The organism is Paenimyroides ceti, assembly GCF_030409925.1.
The window spans coordinates 579,858-599,763 of the sequence record NZ_JAUFQU010000001.1 but is presented as its reverse complement, the minus strand read 5'-3'; the positions used below and the strand labels follow the sequence as shown (position 1 = coordinate 599,763).

At 36.2% G+C, this 19,906-nt stretch carries 16 protein-coding genes and 2 pseudogenes; 5 read left to right on the top strand and 13 right to left on the bottom strand.

What is annotated here, in order from left to right; genetic code table 11:
• Nucleotides 1-49: 49 nt before the first annotated feature.
• The 3 genes from QW060_RS02745 to QW060_RS02735 form a co-directional block, all read right to left on the bottom strand.
• A complete protein-coding gene (locus QW060_RS02745; RefSeq protein ID WP_290362182.1) occupies nt 50-544 on the bottom strand; it encodes a DUF1648 domain-containing protein in 495 nt (164 codons plus the stop codon).
• Between the two features lie 286 nt (nt 545-830).
• Complete coding sequence (dnaK, locus tag QW060_RS02740) at nt 831-2,723, bottom strand: molecular chaperone DnaK (protein WP_290362181.1); 1,893 nt, start codon at nt 2,721-2,723, stop codon at nt 831-833.
• A 153-nt stretch (nt 2,724-2,876) separates the two neighbouring features.
• The gene (locus QW060_RS02735) at nt 2,877-4,550 is read right to left on the bottom strand and encodes a T9SS type A sorting domain-containing protein (RefSeq protein ID WP_290362180.1); all 1,674 of its coding nucleotides are present in this window, start codon (nt 4,548-4,550) and stop codon (nt 2,877-2,879) included.
• A 201-nt stretch (nt 4,551-4,751) separates the two neighbouring features.
• Here QW060_RS02735 and QW060_RS02730 point away from each other — a divergent pair, with 201 nt between their 5' ends.
• From QW060_RS02730 to QW060_RS02710, 5 genes are all read left to right on the top strand, one after another.
• Entirely contained in the window at nt 4,752-6,173 is a 1,422-nt protein-coding gene (locus tag QW060_RS02730) for an L-serine ammonia-lyase (protein ID WP_290362179.1), read from the top strand.
• A gap of 208 nt (nt 6,174-6,381) precedes the next feature.
• A complete protein-coding gene (gene panB, locus QW060_RS02725; RefSeq protein ID WP_290362178.1) occupies nt 6,382-7,200 on the top strand; it encodes a 3-methyl-2-oxobutanoate hydroxymethyltransferase in 819 nt (272 codons plus the stop codon).
• 57 nt (nt 7,201-7,257) lie between these two features.
• Nucleotides 7,258-7,953: an RluA family pseudouridine synthase gene (locus QW060_RS02720; RefSeq protein WP_290362177.1), complete on the top strand. Its 696-nt coding sequence runs from the start codon at nt 7,258-7,260 to the stop codon at nt 7,951-7,953.
• Nucleotides 7,954-7,996: 43 nt separating this feature from the next.
• Nucleotides 7,997-8,854: a KPN_02809 family neutral zinc metallopeptidase gene (ypfJ, locus tag QW060_RS02715; protein ID WP_290362176.1), complete on the top strand. Its 858-nt coding sequence runs from the start codon at nt 7,997-7,999 to the stop codon at nt 8,852-8,854.
• Between the two features lie 55 nt (nt 8,855-8,909).
• Complete coding sequence (locus QW060_RS02710) at nt 8,910-9,659, top strand: hypothetical protein (RefSeq protein ID WP_290362175.1); 750 nt, start codon at nt 8,910-8,912, stop codon at nt 9,657-9,659.
• Nucleotides 9,660-9,799: 140 nt separating this feature from the next.
• Here the strand turns inward: QW060_RS02710 and QW060_RS02705 are convergent, their stop codons facing one another.
• The 10 genes and pseudogenes from QW060_RS02705 to QW060_RS02665 all read right to left on the bottom strand — a co-directional run bounded on the left by QW060_RS02705 (nt 9,800) and on the right by QW060_RS02665 (nt 19,903).
• Entirely contained in the window at nt 9,800-11,335 is a 1,536-nt protein-coding gene (locus tag QW060_RS02705) for a YifB family Mg chelatase-like AAA ATPase (RefSeq protein ID WP_290362174.1), read from the bottom strand.
• Nucleotides 11,336-11,547: 212 nt separating this feature from the next.
• On the bottom strand, nt 11,548-11,925 hold the full coding sequence (locus tag QW060_RS02700) for a hypothetical protein (RefSeq protein ID WP_290362173.1): 378 nt from the start codon (nt 11,923-11,925) through the stop codon (nt 11,548-11,550).
• A 212-nt stretch (nt 11,926-12,137) separates the two neighbouring features.
• A complete protein-coding gene (locus QW060_RS02695; protein ID WP_290362172.1) occupies nt 12,138-12,635 on the bottom strand; it encodes a hypothetical protein in 498 nt (165 codons plus the stop codon).
• Nucleotides 12,626-13,492, bottom strand: a pseudogene (locus QW060_RS02690) (RHS repeat-associated core domain-containing protein); the annotation flags it as partial. The gene QW060_RS02695 and the pseudogene QW060_RS02690, both read right to left, overlap by 10 nt.
• A 175-nt stretch (nt 13,493-13,667) precedes the next feature.
• Nucleotides 13,668-14,228 carry a hypothetical protein gene (locus QW060_RS02685; RefSeq protein WP_290362171.1) on the bottom strand — a complete coding sequence of 187 codons (561 nt, stop codon included), beginning with the start codon at nt 14,226-14,228 and terminating at the stop codon, nt 13,668-13,670.
• A gap of 89 nt (nt 14,229-14,317) precedes the next feature.
• Nucleotides 14,318-14,854, bottom strand: a complete 537-nt coding sequence (locus QW060_RS02680; RefSeq protein ID WP_290362170.1) for a hypothetical protein — start codon at nt 14,852-14,854, stop codon at nt 14,318-14,320.
• A 17-nt stretch (nt 14,855-14,871) separates the two neighbouring features.
• Complete coding sequence (locus QW060_RS02675) at nt 14,872-15,432, bottom strand: hypothetical protein (RefSeq protein ID WP_290362169.1); 561 nt, start codon at nt 15,430-15,432, stop codon at nt 14,872-14,874.
• Between the two features lie 150 nt (nt 15,433-15,582).
• Nucleotides 15,583-15,792, bottom strand: a pseudogene (locus tag QW060_RS28440) (RHS repeat-associated core domain-containing protein); the annotation flags it as partial.
• Nucleotides 15,793-15,870: 78 nt separating this feature from the next.
• The gene (locus QW060_RS02670; RefSeq protein ID WP_290362168.1) at nt 15,871-16,401 is read right to left on the bottom strand and encodes a hypothetical protein; all 531 of its coding nucleotides are present in this window, start codon (nt 16,399-16,401) and stop codon (nt 15,871-15,873) included.
• Nucleotide 16,402: 1 nt separating this feature from the next.
• On the bottom strand, nt 16,403-19,903 hold the full coding sequence (locus tag QW060_RS02665) for a DUF6443 domain-containing protein (protein ID WP_290362167.1): 3,501 nt from the start codon (nt 19,901-19,903) through the stop codon (nt 16,403-16,405).
• Between the last annotated feature and the right edge of the window lie 3 nt (nt 19,904-19,906).

Sequence of the window (19,906 nt, the reverse complement as noted above, 5' to 3'; positions counted from 1 at the left end):
CAAAAAATTGCCGAAAAAGGGAAAAGTATAATAACCCCTTGTTTGACAACTAATTAATTTTATAAGATTTTGATGTGTAATAGGCTATTATAAAAATTGGAACGATTCCTATTAAGATAAATAAAACCTCATTCAGTTCTTTAAAAATACCATCTTGGGTAAATAATATTGGGATGTCAATTATAAAAAACGAGAAAACAATACCAAGATTTAATACTCTTATCATTTGCAAGGCATTTCTATATTGTCTTTCTGAATTTTCCGTTGTTATAGTAACATTATAATGAAATTTATGTGGCTTTTTTACACCAAAAAACAAACCTAAATAAATAATAGTAGCAAGAAAAGGAGAAATAAAAATAAAAATCTTGTTGCCATAATTATCAATAGAACCATCGATGTCATAATGAATAGGAATAACATCTGGAATGTGATTGTATCTGTAAAATACAGCGAGCCAATACACAAAAATAAATGCAGAAGTAAAATAGTCAAGTCGCTTTTCTGCTTTTATTTTCTCTATTTTAAGTATGGGATTTTCCATAAGGTTTTTCTTTTATCGTAAACATACTTTATTTCAAGAACAATATTGTATTTAAATAGCTTATAATTAAAAAACAAATGATAACATTTTAAATATAAACACACTTAATTCTCTTAAAATAATCAACAAATGCCGAAATTAAAGCTATTTTAAAAAATAAAAAAATAGCTTAAAAATAATTTCTTTTTATTTCGTACGAATGGATCAGAATTATAAAAGGAGGATAATCAAAAAACCGCTGTAAATATAATTTACAGCGGTTTTTTGATTAATTATCAGTAATTGCTTATTTTACTTCTTCGTAATCTACATCTTGTGTAGCATCCCCAGCATCACCTCCTTGGTTTGGCTGTGCCTGTTGAGCTCCACCCTGCTCAGCCTGAGCTTTATACATTTCTTCTGAAGCAGCTTTCCATGCTTCATTGATTTTATCAAGTGCCGGCTGTATTGTAGCAAGATCTTTAGTTTCATAAGCCTTTTTCAACTCTTCTAAAGCCGCTTCAATGTTAGATTTATTGTCTGCTGACAATTTATCTCCAAACTCCGTCAGCTGTTTTTCTGTTTGAAAAATCATTCCGTCCGCTTCGTTCAGTTTATCTGCCGTTTCTTTAGCTTTTTTATCAGACTCTGCATTCGCTTCCGCTTCTTTTCTCATTCTTTCAATTTCTTCCGGTGTTAATCCTGAAGAAGCTTCAATACGGATATCATGTGATTTTCCGGTTCCTTTATCCGTTGCTGAAACTTTGATAATACCATTGGCATCGATATCAAAAGTTACTTCAATCTGAGGTACTCCACGTTGTGCAGGCGGAATTCCGTCTAAATGGAAACGTCCGATTGTTTTATTATCATTTGCCATTGGACGCTCTCCCTGTAATACATGGATTTCTACCGATGGCTGGTTATCTGCTGCTGTAGAGAATACCTGTGATTTTTTAGTAGGAATAGTGGTGTTTGATTCTATCAGTTTCGTAAATACACCTCCCATTGTTTCAATACCCAAAGACAATGGTGTTACGTCTAATAACAATACATCTTTTACATCTCCTGTCAATACACCTCCCTGAATTGCTGCCCCGATTGCTACTACCTCATCAGGATTTACTCCTTTTGATGGTTTTTTTCCGAAGAATTTTTCTACCTGATCCTGTATTACAGGAATACGTGTAGAACCTCCTACTAAGATTACCTCATCAATATCTGATTTGGAAATACCCGCATCTTTTAATGCTTTTTCACAAGGTAACATAGAACGGCGTACCAAATCATCTGCTAATTGCTCAAATTTTGAACGGGTCAATGTTTGCACCAAGTGTTTAGGTCCTGTTGCTGTAGCCGTAATATAAGGCAGGTTAATCTCTGTTTGTGTTGAAGAAGATAATTCAATTTTTGCTTTTTCAGCCGCTTCTTTTAAACGCTGTAAAGCCATAGGATCTGCTTTTAAATCAACACCTTCAGCAGACTGGAATTCAGAAGCCAGCCAATTGATGATTACCTGATCAAAATCATCTCCCCCTAAATGTGTATCACCGTTTGTCGATAATACTTCGAAAACTCCGTCTCCTAATTCAAGGATAGAAATATCAAAAGTACCTCCACCTAAATCGTATACCGCAATTTTCTTATCAGATCCGCCTTTATCCAATCCGTAAGCCAAAGCTGCAGCTGTTGGTTCGTTGATGATACGACGCACTTTTAAACCAGCAATTTCTCCTGCCTCTTTTGTTGCCTGACGTTGCGCATCATTAAAATATGCCGGTACTGTAATAACAGCCTCCGTTACCGTCTGACCTAAATAGTCTTCCGCTGTTTTTTTCATTTTTTGAAGCGTCATAGCAGACAATTCCTGTGGTGTGTATAAACGCCCGTCGATATCTACACGTGGTGTATCGTTATCTCCCTGAGTCACTTTGTAAGGAACATGCGCTATTTCCGCTTTCATCTCAGAAAACTTCTCTCCCATGAAACGCTTGATAGAAGCGATCGTTTTTGTTGGATTTGTCACAGCTTGACGTTTTGCCGGATCTCCCACTTTGATTTCACCACCTTCAACAAAAGCTATTACAGATGGTGTTGTTCTTTTTCCTTCTGCATTAGGTATTACTACCGGCTCATTACCTTCCATTACAGAAACACATGAATTTGTAGTACCTAAGTCAATTCCGATTATTTTACTCATTTTCTATAGTTGTTATATTTTGTTATTCTTTTTACTTGTGAGTTTGTCACGCCTTCTATTAGTCAATGATTATGCCAACCAAAAAAAACAAGTATTTTGTCATTTTTATAACGATACAACATTATTTACACTGACACATTGTCACGAGTTGTGTTATTTTATCCTTATTTTCTGAGAATATATGACGTTCTGTGCTTTTCTTATTTTAATATAATAGACTCCCGCAGAGAAATCAGTCATTACTTTCTGTTCCGTTTCCTTAATACTGCCCTTTATGAGTCTCTGTCCTCTCATATTCAGGATTTCATACTCTGAGCCCAGAAATTGTTCATCAGTGGCGATGATAATATAATCAATGGCCGGATTGGGATAAACGTACAACAACTGCTCATCTTCAAATGTTTCATTGTTCAAATTGGTATTAACAATTCTAAAAAGATACTGGGCAAAAATATTCGAAACGCTTTCCGATTCATACGGCAATTCAAATAAAGCATCGTAATTGTAGATTTGTGCTCCACTGTCTCTATATAATCCATAGGAAATAAAATTATAGTCGTTTACAGCTACATCGCTAAAATCACTTTGACCCACCGGATCTTTTGTTCCGAATAAATCAGCAGCAATTCCTGTTTTACTGTATTTCAGACAAAAGGAACTTCGTATATTGGCTGGAAAATCTGTTTGCTCCTGATTATTAAACATAACCGGACCGTATACATCTCCAAGTGTATACACAGCCTCACCCTGTATTCTGATTTTTCTGATCAGGGTAGTCACTGGCTGATTTGTAATATCTACCCAGGTAAGCACTCCTGAAGGACTGTATTTTGCAAGAAAGGCATTTTGAAAATATCCGTTTGGATGTGTAAAGGAAGTATGGTTAGAAGCAGTCCCATTCATATTAAAGTTTGCCGTTCCGCTTAAGCTTCCTCCGAGATAAAAATTACCCTGATTATCTAACGCAACTGCATTTACAGATGGGTCAAAACTATGCCCCCATGAAAAATTGCCCTGAGGATTAAGCTTTACTACAAATGACTTATAATCGTACTCAGAATTATTTTGAAGTATATGTGTACCGCTGCCGGGATCTACATCAAGACTTCCTCTGTAGAAACCTCCCATATAGAAATTACCCGTAGCATCTACAGCAGCATCTGTCAGTTGAGTATCGCTGATACTGCCAAAAGTACGATAATAGAGTACTTCAAAATTACTGTTCATTTTTATGACAAATACATTATCATTATGTCCGATACTTACAGCTGTCTGGGTAACAGAAGTTCCGTTGATATCAAAATTGATGGTACCTCGATAGGCACCAATCAGGTAAAGGTTCCCTTGAGTATCGGGTATTATTTTACTTAATCTGGAGGTAATGGATGACCTGAGTACTTTGCCTTTTATAATATTACCATTCAAATCGTATTTAGCGATAAAAGCATTAGAGATAGATCCCGCTGTTTTATTAAGATTCAAAACACTATTGTCATTCAAATCCGCATCAAAATTTGTTGAGAGATTACCAATCATATATATTGACTGATTGTTTACTACACTGTGGGCATACGAAACCGTGTTACTATTAAGTCTCGTACCTTTGGCCCATAAAAGATTGCTGTTAATATCATACTTTGCAATAGCAATGCCCCATACAGTAAGATCTGTAAATACGGGATCATAAAAAATATGTTCTGAGTTTTTTGAAAAATCGAAATCCTGTTCTTTTCCAAAACCTCCGGCATAATAAAAAGCATCCGAATCTTTTAGCAGAATATCGAATCCCTGCAGACCAACTCCTCCAAAGCTGTGAATCCAGTTCACTTCAGATTGTGCATTTATTTTAAAAAAAAATAAAAAAACAACCCCACAAAAAAAGTAATTCTCCCCATAATTTTATTAAATAAATGTTAATTAAACAAATATACCAACAATATTAATAAAAAAGTACAATACTCATATTATTATCAAAAATGCATCAGAAATATTTAGCTATCTTCGTAGCTGTAAATTATCTTATTTTTTATGGAATATATTTCTGTTTTTGATATGTTAAAGATTGGTGTAGGACCCTCAAGTTCTCACACTTTAGGTCCCTGGCGTGCTGCCGAGCAATTTTTAGCGGAAGTAAAGCAACTCCATATTTTTGATAAAATAACAAAAGTTACCATTGATCTCTATGGTTCCTTATCATTGACAGGAATAGGTCATGCCACTGATTTGGCAGTAATGCTGGGATTGAGCGGTGCAGATCCCGAGTATGTACCTATTGAAGACATCAGTAGTATTATTGAAACCATTAAATCGAAAGGAGAACTTCATCTGGGAAATGAGCGAATGGTGTCTTTCTCTATGAAAGAAGACATTCATTTCAATAAAAACTTTTTGCCTTTTCATGCTAACGGACTTACTTTTTCGGCTTCGTATGAAAACAAGGTATATGAATCAACCTTTTATTCTATAGGTGGTGGATTTGTTGTGAAAGAAGAAACTCCGGATAAAATAGAAAATCTGGATCAGACTACTCACTTTCCTTTCCCGATTGACCGCGCAGATGAACTCTTGCAATATTGTGTTGCTGAAAATAAGATGATTTCTGAGATTGTCTATGAAAACGAAAAGGTATTACGATCTGATCAAGAAATACATACTGAATTGTTACGCATATGGAACACCATGCTGGAATGTATTTACATCGGCTGCCACACTGAAGGCATTTTACCGGGTGGACTCCATGTTCGCAGACGTGCCTATGACACCTATGAAAAACTAAAAAGCGGATTGCCTTATAACAATCCTCAGGAATGGCTTGAAACAATTCGCCAGACCAAAGTATATTTTCGTCAGATTCTCAAATGGGTAAGCTGTTTTGCTCTTTCCGTTAATGAAGTAAATGCTTCGTTAGGCCGAGTTGTAACAGCACCTACCAATGGCAGCGCCGGGGTGATTCCCGCTGTACTTATGTACTATCTGACTATAGAAAACCACAAAGCCGGTGAAAAAGAAATCAAACAGTTTCTAACCGTGGCCGGAGTTATCGGCAGTATATTTAAGAAAAATGCCACTATATCAGCTGCTATGGGTGGATGTCAGGCAGAAATCGGCGTATCATCAGCTATGGCGGCCGCCGCTTTGTGTGAGCTTATGGGCGGTACTCCTGCACAGGTATTAATGGCAGCAGAAATTGCAATGGAACACCATTTAGGCCTTACCTGCGATCCGATCGGAGGACTTGTACAGATACCGTGTATCGAACGCAATACTATGGGAGCTGTAAAAGCCATTAATGCTGCCGAACTGGCGTTGGATACCGATCCAAAAAATGCTAAAGTACCCTTAGACAAAGTAGTGGACACCATGTGGAGAACAGCTCAGGATATGAACAATAAATACAAAGAAACATCAGAAGGTGGTTTGGCAGTAGCCGTAAACCTCGCGGATTGTTAATAAAAAAAACTAAGACTCTTTTTCAGGAGTCTTTTTTTATTCCTCACCGGTATTCACATTCATCAATTTATCCAGGATATTCTTTTCTTTTGTTCATAAAAACATTACCTCTTCTATACTTTACGGGTAACAATTGTTAAATTCGAGTTTTTAGAGTGTTTTATAATAAAATAAGTAACTTTACATATATAAACTAACACTCAATAAAATGTCGGTTGCAAAAAAAGATTATAAGATCATAACCACCAAGTCGCTTATTGATATGAAAGCTAATGGTGAAAAAATTTCTATGTTGACTGCCTATGATTACACCATGGCAAAAATTGTGGACAGTGCCCATGTAGATGTGATTCTTGTAGGAGATTCTGCCAGCAATGTGATGGCAGGTCATGAGACTACTCTACCTATTACATTGGATCAGATGATTTACCACGCCTCTTCTGTAGTTCGTGCAGTAAACAGAGCACTGGTCGTTGTAGATCTTCCTTTTGGAACCTATCAGTCTGATCCTAAGACAGCTTTACATTCAGCAATCCGTATTATGAAAGAAAGCGGTGCTCATGCATTGAAACTCGAAGGTGGAAAAGAAATCAAGGAAGGTATTAAAAAAATTCTCGGAGCCGGTATTCCGGTAATGGGACATTTGGGATTAACTCCACAATCGATCTATAAATTTGGTACTTATACGGTACGTGCAAAAGAAGAACAGGAAGCAGCTCAGTTGATAGACGATGCCAAAATGCTCGAAAAAATAGGCTGTTTCGCTATAGTACTTGAAAAAATACCTGCTAAACTCGCGGAACAGGTAGCACAGTCGGTGAGCATTCCCATTATTGGTATCGGAGCTGGTGGTGGCGTTGATGGTCAGGTACTTGTTTTACATGATATGGTAGGAATGACCCACGAATTCAGTCCTCGTTTTCTAAGAAGATATATGAACCTGTTTGAAGATATGACACAAGCTATCGGAAAATATGTGACTGATGTAAAATCAAAAGATTTTCCGAACGAAAAGGAACAATATTAATTTGTAATTTTGCTTTTATCTAAAACCATCATATTGATGGTTTTTTTATACCTTTTTATGAAAATAATTTCCACAAAAGATAACCTTGAGGTTTTATATGAAGACAATCATATCATCATTGTCAACAAAAGAGTCGGTGATATTGTTCAGGGAGATAAAACCGGAGACAAACCTTTGAGTGATGTAGTAAAAGAATACCTCAAAGAAAAACATCAGAAGCCCGGAGCTGTTTTTTTGGGGGTGGTACACCGTCTTGATCGCCCTACAACAGGAATTGTGTTATTTGCTAAAACATCAAAAGCGCTGAGCCGTTTAAATGAGTCTTTTAAAAACAGAGAAACACAAAAAACATATTGGGCGGTGGTCAAAAACACACCAATCCATGAACAACAAACCCTGGTTCATTATCTGGTAAGAAATCCTAAAAACAATACTTCAAAAGCGCATATAAAGGAAGTACCAAACAGTAAAAAAGCATCTCTTACCTATACTGTTTTTAAAAAACTAAAAAATTATGCCGCTCTCGAGATCGAATTGCATACGGGAAGACATCATCAGATCAGAAGTCAGCTTTCCCAGATAGGCAGTCCAATCAAAGGCGATTTAAAATACGGTGCAGACCGCAGCAATCCCGATGGCGGTATCCATCTGCACGCCCGCAGACTTGTGTTTCTCCATCCGGTAAGTAAGGATGAAATAAGAATCACTGCTGCAACTCCTGACGAAGTAATTTGGAATGAAATCAGTCGTTAATTAAAAAAATAAGTTTATTTTTATTTGATAAAATGCTATAGCTATGAAATGGGAAAAAAAACAAAGCGATGATTTTGAAGACCGCCGCGGCAGATCCGGAGGAGGAAAAACACTTATCGGTGGTGGAATATTGGGTATTATAGTCGTTCTGCTGAGTTTGTTTGGAGGCGATTTCGGAAAAACAGTAGCTCCAATACTCGATCAGTTCAATCAGGGTCAGTCCACAGAAAATCAAGAAGTTGTCACACGAGAATTGTCTGAACAAGAAAAAACACTGGGTGAATTTTCTAAAAGTGTATTTGTTTATAACAATGAAACATGGCAACAGATTTTTGAAGAAAACGGTATGACATACAAAAATCCCGGTATGGTGCTGTTTGATGATGCAGTGAATACCGCTTGCGGATCCGCAACGTCTGCCGCAGGTCCGTTCTATTGCCCTGCGGATGAAAAGGTATATATGGATCTGCGTTTTTTTGAAGAATTGCACACACGATTCGGCGCTGAAAAAGGAGACTTTGCTATCGCTTATGTTATTGCACATGAAATAGGACACCATGTACAGCATCTTTTGGGTACCAATGCAGAAGTGAGAAGATTACAACAGCAGACCGGAAAAACCCAAGCAAACAAATTATCCGTTGCACAGGAATTACAGGCTGATTTTTATGCCGGAGTATGGGCAAGCCGAAATAAAAACAGATTAGAAGCAGGTGATATAGAAATTGCCATAAGCGCAGCACAGGCAGTTGGTGATGATGCCATTCAGTCTAAAATGCAGGGACATGTACAACCTGAAACCTTTACACACGGAACTTCAAAACAACGCGTTGCCTGGTTTATGAAAGGCTATAATACAGGTGACTTTAAACAAGGCGACACTTTTAGTGAAATAAGATAATTATTTATAGTAATTTTGCAGAAAACATAAATGCTCTTTTTAAGAGCATTTTTTTATGCCAGCGATGATAAAAAAAATAAAAGACCGGATAGAAAACGGTTATACCATAGACAGTATTAGTTTATACAAAGACACCTTTGATACGTTTAAGAGAATGTTTCTACCGGCTACTTTGGTTATGTTTTTAGTAAGTGCTGTTATTTTCTTTATGTATCTGATGGTGATACTTATCTATTTTAAGACGCCCCAGCAAGCTTTAGAAAAAATGGAGGGCTTCAGCCTTGAGCAATTAGAAAATGATGAACTTGCTGTTTATTTCATCATTAATGCCCTTCTGAATGCGCTCTTTTCAGTGGTAGGCGCCGGATTTATCAGCCTCGCAAAAAAGGTATCAGAAAATAAACTTCCTACAATCGGAACTGTTTTTCAGTATTTTATAAAAATAAGCGGACTTAAAGTATTTTTCTTTGTCTTTATGGTACAAATCCTTTTTAGTATTTTATCATTATACCTTCAAATAAACAGTTTGGATCTGGTAGCTCTGTTCTGTCTGTTTTTAATGCACGCTCTGACTATTTTGGTGGTACCTTTGATTATTTTTGATCAATTATCCATTCTTCAGGCATTGACAACAAGTGTACGTCTGGTAAATCAGCAGCCGCTCAAAATATTTCTTTTTCTATTTTTTATGGGGTCTTTTGCCCTTGGAGGCTTGTTCTTGTTTATCATAGGGATATTAGCCACTTTTCCGCTTTTGTATGCTTTTATCTATCATCTGTACTCTCACATTATCGATAAAGAATAAATGTACAGTATATTGAAAGAAAAACATCTTATGTGTTATTTCTTTTCTCTATTTACGATTCAACAGCCATTGTAGTGTTTGCCTATCAAAAACATTCCTATTATGGTAATATATTTCAGGAAATAGCATCATTTTGCCTTTTAAGCATTCCAACCTTCTCTATCAAGACTTCTGTACTGAATCGCTTCTGCAATATGAGATGGCTCTATCATTTCAGCGGCACTCAGATCAGCTATTGTGCGTGCCACTTTAAGAATACGATCGTATGCTCTGGCAGATAAATTAAGCCGTTCCATTGCATTTTTTAACAGAAGCAGAGAGTCATCTGCCAAACGGCAATGAATGCGAAGCTGTTTTACAGACATCTGTGCATTGTAGTGTATACCCGGTGTTTTCACATACCTTTCTGACTGAATTTTTCTTGCTGCGATCACCCGGTTTCGAATTACCGAACTCTTTTCTGACAGAGTGGTATCCGAAAGTTTCTCAAAAGGTACCGGATTCACTTCTATATGGATATCAATACGATCCAGTAAAGGACCTGATATTTTACTGAGATACCGCTGCATTTCCTGCGGAGTTGTATTTCCCGGATTTTGCGGATCATAGAAATAACCGCCCGGGCTCGGGTTCATACTCGCTACCAACATAAAAGATGAGGGATAGGAAATTGTGAATTTTGCCCTTGAAATCGTTACTTCCCGATCTTCCAGCGGTTGGCGCATGACTTCTAAAACTTCTCGTTTAAACTCGGGTAATTCATCCAAAAATAAAACTCCGTTATGGGCCAGTGATATTTCACCGGGCTGCGGATAGCTACCGCCCCCTACCAATGCAACTGAAGAAGCTGTATGATGCGGACTTCGGAAAGGTCGCGTGCGAATCAGTCCTACGTTATTTGCTTTACCAACTACACTATGTATTTTGGTTGTTTCGAGCGCTTCCTCCAATGTCATGGGCGGTAAGATTCCTGAAAGCCTTTTGGCAAGCATGGTTTTTCCAGAACCCGGAGGTCCGATCAGCAAAATATTATGTCCGCCTGCCGCTGCAATTTCCATAGCTCTTTTGATGCTTTCCTGACCTTTTACTTCTTCAAAATCCAGCTCAGCTACTTCCTGATGTTCATCAAACAGTTTTCCGGAATCCAGAATTACTGGCTCTAATATTTCAATACCTTCAAAGTGATTGATTAACTCTCGTATGTTCTTGATCCCATATACCCGTAATCCCGAAACAATAGCGGCTTCCTTTTCATTTTCATACGGCAGATAAATTTCTTCAAACCCTTCTTCCTTTGCTTTGAGTGCAATAGGCAAAGCTCCTTTAATAGCATGTACACCGCCATCTAAAGACAGTTCACCCATAATGACCGAACGACTAAAATCATGGGTTTTTATTTGTTTAGATGCAGACAAAATACCTATGGCAATAGGTAAATCATACGCCGAACCTTCTTTACGCAGATCTGCGGGTGCCATATTGATGGTGATTTTTTTGCCGGGAAGCTGATATCCGGTGTTTTTTAAAGCCGCGGCAATACGATGGCTGCTTTCTTTGATGGCATTGTCAGGAAGTCCGACAAGATGATAACCGATGCCTTTATCAATATTTACTTCAATCGTTATAGTAGTAGCATCAATTCCGAAAACAGCACTTCCGAATACTTTTACTAACATATGCTTTTGAGTTTATTTCTTAAATATACTCTTTTTTGCGCATATCTCATCTATAAGACTATAATTCAGATGATTAATTGTAACAGAAACAACAGGATTATAATTTTGACTTGAAAACTTACACACTAATTTTGTATTAAATTTCGGTTTTTTCATGACAGAACACTTATTTTTAAGTTAATACTTTTAATCTGTGTTAAAAATGGGGAAGTTTACCATACCATTTCTTCAGAAACATCTTGAATACTGATTTTTTTTGAGAAATAATCATTATTAGTCAAATAATAATACTTGTTATTATCGACATCGTATACACAAGCATCTATTCTATCAAAACCAGCATTGTCCATCATAGGTAAACACCAGTAATAGATATGATTTGTATCTTTTAATTCTTCTTTTAAAAATCTTAAAAAGTATTTATCTATATCAATATGATCTTTTTTTATTTCCCAAATTCTTCGATCCTCTTTAGATCTATTTATTTGCTCTTTATCAATCTCTTTTATCTCTTTATAAAACTTTGGTGCCGTACAGGCTGTAAAGCAGCCTATCAGCAATAAAACTAAGCTTATTCTTAATCTATCCATTGTATTCCTTTATTTTGATTTTTTTATCATCAACATTAAACCTAACGCCTGATCATATTGTCTGAAATCCATAGTGGTCATATTCAGCCCCATTCGTCCTGAAACTCCTGACCTACATACGTGTATTTATAGAATCATGTATTCTTAGATTATTTTTTTAAAAAAGCCCCAAAATGATTTAATGGGGCTCTTTATAATTTAGCAAATATTATCTATCGCTCTAATACCACAACTTTTTTAGTAAGATATGAACGAAATAAATATCCTGGAAGTTTACCTTTTTTGCTGTCTCTATTTAAACTATCTATCAATATTTCATCATCAATATAACCGCTGATATACTTTATACCGGGCGTACTGATTGCTATTTTATAAAGCTCTATTTTATTTTTATTAGAACTAAAAACACTATCTTCTATCTTATTTTCAATCATCCCGATATCATATCTTACAGTATCTATAGTAAAATAAAAAGCGAGAGATCGTATTATTTTATGATTGTCATTTAGATGATATGAATCAAATTCGGGGTATGAATAATCTATATAACTTTTATAAAATGTGTCTGAGAATATAGTATCTGGAAAAATGAGTTGTCCATAAAAACCATCTATTTCTTCTTTATTTTGTTTAGTTTCATTTACCCGATTACAGCCTACTATTAATAGTGCTATTATGAATAATGTCTGTTTTACCTTAATTATTTCCATCTCTTTTCTGTATTTCTAATTGAATCTGCTCTCTCTAATTGTCGATATCTAGCTTCTTGATCTCTATATATATCTAAATTATAACGTGAATGTACTTTTGCCTTTCCTGTATCCTCGAATAATTTTTCAGGAGAATAGACTTTAATTTGAATCGTTATAATTTCTCTCTCTTCTTTAGTAACTGGTTTTATAACCTCTCCTTCGGTTCTATTGGAACCATTATTAGGTAATAAACTATTCGTTCTGGTCTCGGCTCCATTTAGCCAATCCTTTAGCCTTTTCATCCACTCTTTTCCCTTTGTAACGGAACTCACAGAAGGATTAATAGCCTGATCATAATTTATTGAGGCATCTACAGGACTTCTTTTTCTTGAATTCTTTTTAAATCCAAGGCTTTCTTTCATTACTCCCCAAACCTGAAACATACCTCCGGTTTCCCAAAATTTCCAAAATTTACTATTGCTCTTATTAGATGATGAACCGTTTGAGCCACCTCCTTTAGATTTTATTTCTACAGTATCTAATAATTCCGAATAATCATAAAAGGTTGTTCCTTCAAATTGTCCTCCTGTGACAACTAAATTATAGCCTCCATTTGTATTATTTGTAACGTAATAATCATTAGCACTGATACCAAGTACAAAAGCATAAGTCCGTGCAAGGGCATCTGTTTCAAACAATCCCATTTTATCCTGCCAAAACACCGGATTATTAAATCCATAACGATACGGTGTATGGTCATACGCCATTTCACTAAAGATATCCATTACATTAAATCGTCCTAACGCCTGATCATATTGTCGGAAATCCATAGCGGTCATATTAAGACCCCAATCATCCTGAAACTCCTGACCTACATACGTGTATTTATAGAATCTGTTTCTATTAAATGATTATTTTAAAATAAAGCCCCAAATGAAGTAATGAGGCTTTGATTATTCAATGGAAGAATTTAAGTGAATCCTTTGATATCTAATTTAAATCAATTCAAAATTTAAGCTACCACTTTAAAATCTCATTAAATATATATACTCAAAATTCATAATAACTGACATTTTTAAAACTGCACTTTTCATATATGTCATTCTTCAAATCTATTTTATATAAATATTTCAGGGTAATTTCATACAACTCAGTTTCTCTTAAAGTATGAATACGATTTTTTAAAATCTGACATTTGTTCTTATTAAAATCATTTATTATTTTTTCGAATTCCAAATGCGATTTCTGATCTCTATTTTCTATTAAAGAAATTTTTTTTGAAAAAAAATCTTCATTTTCAAGATAATAGTATACATCATTATCTACATCATAAACAGAGGCAAAAATTATGTCATAATCATCTTCCCCATATATAGGTGTCAGTAGATAATATATATTAGAAGTATTCTTCAATTCTTTTTTTAAGAATCGAAAAATATATTTATCAATATCTATTTTATCCTTTTTTAAACTATAAATATATAAATCTTGTTCTGAATCATTTTTTAAAGATTTATCCAAAGTTTGTATCTTTTTATAAAAATCAGAAGAAGAACAACTCATTAATAAACAGCATATAATAAATGCTTTTAATATATTTAATCTTTCCATTTTATTCCTTTATTTTTTACAAAAACATTTCAATAAAACGTTTTAATTACTGCTAGAACTGCTACTCCTATTTTTCTCGTTCTTGAACTTTAATATGGATAATAATTCTGATCTAAAATTTCTAAAAAAGAGCATTTTTTAATAATATTGTTTTTTAGATCAATTTCATAAATAGCCTGTGTACCTAACAAAGTGGAGGCATCTGTTCCCAATTCACCTAACGCTTTTAATTTTTCACAATTTCCATTTGTAAAATGTTCATATATAATTTTATAATATAACAATACCATTTCTTCAGAAACATCTTGAATATTGATTTTTTTTGAGAAATAATCATTATTAGTCAAATAATAATACTTGTTATTATCGACATCGTATACACAAGCATCTATTCTATCAAAATCAGCATTGTCCATCATAGGTAAACACCAATAATAGATATGATTTGTATCTTTTAATTCCTCTTTTAAAAATCTTAAAAAGTATTTATCTATATCAATATAATTTCTTTTTATTTCCCAAATTTTTCGATCCTCTTTAGAACCATTTATTTGCTCTTTATCAATCTCTTTTATCTCTTTATAAAACTTTGGTGCCGTACAGGCTGTAAAGCAGCCTATCAGCAATAAAACTAAACTTATTTTTAATCTATCCATTGTATTCCTTTATTTTGAAAACTTTTTTTGTAATTGTTATAAATATTGAGGGCAGGTACTGTTAATTCAAATTGACCTGTTTTTGGATCTTCATTATATATCCTTGATTGCTCAAATATCGAAGGCTCATTACTTTTTATTTTTGGTCCAAAATAATGTGTTCTAATTGGTGTTTTATTCTCTCCTCTGATATAATTTTCAATAATCGTAGCAAATACTTCGTCTACAGTAGCATTTCCTACAGTTGTGTTAAGCCAATTATAATCTATTTGAGCTTTATTAATATAATTATATGATAATCCATGTGCCAATTCATGAGCTATTGCAATAAATAAATCAACTTTTTCAAATTTTTTATTAGACGTAAAAAGTTCAACCTCTCTCTTTAAACTAACAGAAATTTCTCCTTTAGTGTGTCTAATTTTTCTTGTAAAACTCTCTTTAATGTCAACATTAATTTTATCATTCTCAAATAAACTTAAAAACCACGCTCCAAAAGAATTACTACTATTTCCTCCTCCTTTACTTGCTTTGTAAATATCTGTCAAAGCATTATATACCGTTGCTAAAAAAGTTCCGGCTTCAGGTTCATACTCCTCCCATTTACCTGTTTCTTCATTTTTAGAAAATAACTTACCTGCATCATATCTATATGGCTTACCACCATCATAAACATAAATATAGTCTCCGTTTACATCTACGTAATATACAGGATTATTCGCTGCATATTGATAAGGTGAGTATCCTAAATAAGCTTCTGCATAATTATCTATATTAAAAAACCTTCCTAAGGCCGGATCATAGTTTCTGGCTCCGTAATCATACGTATTTAAGGCATGCTCACTCTGCCTTTCTTTGTTGTTGTATTTATACTTTTGCGCCTGTTCATTTCTATAACCATAACCTATGATTATTAGTAGAACATTTTACAGAATGGTTATAAAAATATTCCCCTTACTCAAAGATTGATTAAGGGGAAGATAAGATTAGTCTATTACCACTACATTTTTAAATATCTGCTGTTTTCTTCTGGCAATATGGACTGAATCACGTTTTCCTCTATCATCATAAAATTCAAATACTATTACATCATTGATTAAGCCACAAAAAGTAAACGCTCCTTTTTCTTTAAAGACAATATTCTTTACACTAAATTCTTTGTTAGGAACAAATACAGAATCTTTTACTACAAAATTTCCTTTAGTTTTCTTTGAAGATTCTATAGGTTCAAATTGATAAAAGATGATTGTTCTTACTCTTGTAGTATCTATTTTCTCTATATATTGAATTGGTTCAATAATAGTATCAAAATCACTCTCAAATACAATAGTTGCTTCATAAGGTTTATTAAGTTGGATAGTATCAGGAAATATTATCTTATATTTAAGTTGATTGTATGGAGGTTGTGGATTCTCTGATGAAATTTTCAGATCTTTATAAATAGCATCCTTATCTACCTCCTTTTTACACGAATAAAGTAAAATCATCAATACAAAAATTAAAATTTTTCGGGTCATATTAGTCCAAATTAAGTTCTTTATTTAATCTTTTTACCTGTTCTGAAATTTTTATTGAATCTGATATTCTTAAATCATTCCAATTCATATTTCGAGCCTCATTTCCAGGCAAAGTAGTATCTTTTATTATTTTCATTGCTCTATATTTAGCAGGATAATATGGAGTTACCCCTACCATAAATGTTTCATGTTCAATTTTTACAAATTTATTCTGTATTTTATCATTATAATCAGTTTCATATCCAATTTTTGTTTGAGGACCTACAAAGGCGTTGACAAGAAAATAAATTAAACTTACATCCCATATTTTACCATTTCTACTTCCTTTATCTGGTTTTAGAGGACCGTTTTCTCCTGTATTGGTAGCAAAAACAATCCCATCTTCATTTTTACCGCGTTTGTCCGATTTTCCTCCTCCTTTCCCCTTTTCTGTTTTATCCATAACTAGATCAGGCATCAATATTGTATTATCATAAAACTTATCCCCTTTAAATTCACCACTTGTTATCGTCAATACATAACCTCCAAGACCTGCATTATATTCTATTTTATAATCATCTCTTATACCCTCTGTTGCAGCAAAAACATAAGCTTTCCAAGCACTTGGAAATAAGCCTGTTCTATCTTCCCATAGGATCGGGTTATTAAACCCGTATTGATAAGGTGTTTGATTATGAGCCAATTCACCTAACATATCCATTCCATAAAACCTACCCAATGCCTGATCATATTGTCTGAAATCCATAGCGGTCATATTCAGTCCCCAATCGTCCTGAAATTCCTGACCTACATAAGTGTATTTATAGAACGGATGCGGACTCGACAGATCATTATACCCCTCTTGTTTTAATCCAAACGGGTAATAGTTGTTTTCTTCGAGGATTTCGGTGGGCTGGATGCTGCCGTCGCCGTTGATGTCCTGATAGCTTAACCGTATATTGCCCAGATGGTCTTTGTACTGATACACGTAAAGATACTCTTTTTTGTCTTTAGGATAAACATAGCCTTCTTCTGTTGGAAAAAACTGCAGTTCGTTTTCATAGTACTGAAAGCCTCCAAGGTAGTCCGTGGTTTTCTCTCCCTCATCTGTTTTTACGATTTTGGCTACTTTGGTACCGTTTGCATCGTAGAGATAACGGATGCTGTGGTCTTTGATGTTGATCTCTAAAGGCAGGTTCAGATGGTTGTAACGGATATTGAGGATGTCTTTGTTACGGTCAATGATCATATTGCCCAGTTTATCGTATTCATAGTCTCTGCCATCGGTATGTCCGTCATGGAATCCATCGGGGTTGTTGGTCTGATCGGTGACTTCCGTAAGCTGATTGCCGTGGTAACGGTAGCGCAGATCGTCCAGATCTAAGGTCTGTCCGTTGACTTCCTGTCCGGTGCGTAGCAGTCGCTGGATTTTGCCGTTTTTATCGTAAGAGAGGCGTTCCCCATACGCATCTATAGGCTCAAAATAGCCCGCACGCGGACTTTCATTGTAGTTGTAGCGCAACATGGTTGATTCACCCAGGCGGTTGAGTTTGTCGTAACGGAATTCCGTTCCCCGCGTCTGGTTGTCGGTAGCCGTGCGCCAGCGTACGCTGTTGATATTCCCGTTGTACTGATACGGTGCACCTATCATATACTCCGAGGTGTTGTAGTTGAGCTCATAGCCAAAAAGGGTGTTGCTTCCTTCATCGGCAAAGTGCAGATACGACGGGTTGATTTGTTTGAGCCAGCCCCGGATGTTGTAGGTATGGCTTACGCGTTGCAGCGGTTCGGAGGCTGTGAGCAGTCCGCCTACTTTTTTCAGGGATAAAGCGCCGAGTTCGTCATAGCTATTTTCCACGATGCGCTGTGCTGCTGCTCCATTGACTGACTGGCTGTGGCTTAGCAGTCGGTCTCTGTTGTCATAGGTATAGGTGTCTGCTATGGTGAGCGGTGCTGCTGATGCCGTGCGCTGATGGGTGGTGATGGTGCTCAGTACCTGGCCTGTAAAGCTGTAGGTATGGTCGTTTTGGGTAAAGCCTCCCAAATAGTTTTGCGTAAATACACGCAATGGACGGTAGCGTACATCATAGAGGGTGTAGCTGCGGTCGGCAGCATAGTCGTTCGAACTTTGCAGGATGCGCGTCCAGCTGCCTGTTGCCAGTCCTTTTACTGCCGTTTGTGTTGCCGTGCCCTGAACTATGGGAAATTGTGTCGGAGCATCCGGAAACGCATAATCGTCATAATAGTTGACGGTTAGCAGGTTAATGTCTTTTGGAAACAGATCGTTGCTGTACCACACCGGTTGGTTGTCGATACTGCCCGAGGTGGTTTTGCGTTCGTTGATCGGATCCTGATTGTTGATGATGTCCTGAAGGTCTTTACGGCTTTCAAAAGAAATTTTGGCTATGTGAAATCCGGTATAGACCACACGGTTAAATACATCGTATTTGCTGATGAGCCAGCCCGGTTTTCTTTCTCCAAACGGGTTGTGTACCGGTCCGGTCATTACAATACGGTCTGCCTTGTCATACACGATGTATTCCCAGTCTTTACCCGGTAATTTTTTTGCGGCCAGACGGTTTTTATGGTCGTACAGGTACTGGTAGCCCAACCGGTCAAACTGGTCCTGATCCATTTTGCTTTCTCCTTCAGGGGACAAGACATACGCCAGATTCCCAAAGCGGTCGTACACATAATAGGTGTCGTGCGGATCTTGTTTGTTGTAGGTGCGTTTAAGCACCACTTTGCCGTCTACGCGTTTGAATTCTTCGGTGGTGTTGCCCAGACCGTCTTCGGGTTTCCAGTTTTCGTTTTTGATAATGGTTTTGTGCAGGCTGTTGTGTGCATACGTATCACGAATTCCTATTTTATTGCGGTATAAGCCATAATCCTCATCCCAATAGGTATCCATCTCAAGTTTATATACCGCTTCTTTGTCTCTGTGGTTAAAGTCATAGCTGTATTTGATGGTGTGCTCTCCGAGTTCCATATGCCAGTCTCGTCCCGGTGGGGAGCTTTCTAATACCCGCTGTGCAGGAGCCCGTTCCAGACGGTTTTCACTGTACGGATTCGGAGTGTATTCGTATTTCTGGCTGCTGTAGAACGTATGTGTTTTTTGTTTCGCATTTTCTACGTAGTCGGAATTGTAAAGATATATATGTGCTCCCGGAAAGCCGCCTTGTGTTACTCCCGTTTCAGTAAACGGCAGGTATTGGCGCGTTTGTCCGATGTTTTTTTCGTATTCGATATGCGTGACGATTTTTTTGCTTTCATCCGGTGACATCCCTTCCTGTACCTGTTGGATCGGACGCCCTAATCCGTCGGTATACGTGGTGGTGATGTAATGGTTGTTGGTGTTTTGTATATAAGGGAAAGCTATAAATTCTCCTGTTGTACCAATGATATCCGGCAGGGTACGGTAGATCGTTTCTTTGACGTAGTTCTGATTCGCACTTTGCGCATACAGATTGCCAAGGCTGCTCAAAAGCAGCAGGCTGTAGATAAGTGTTTTTAGCTGTTGCATGGC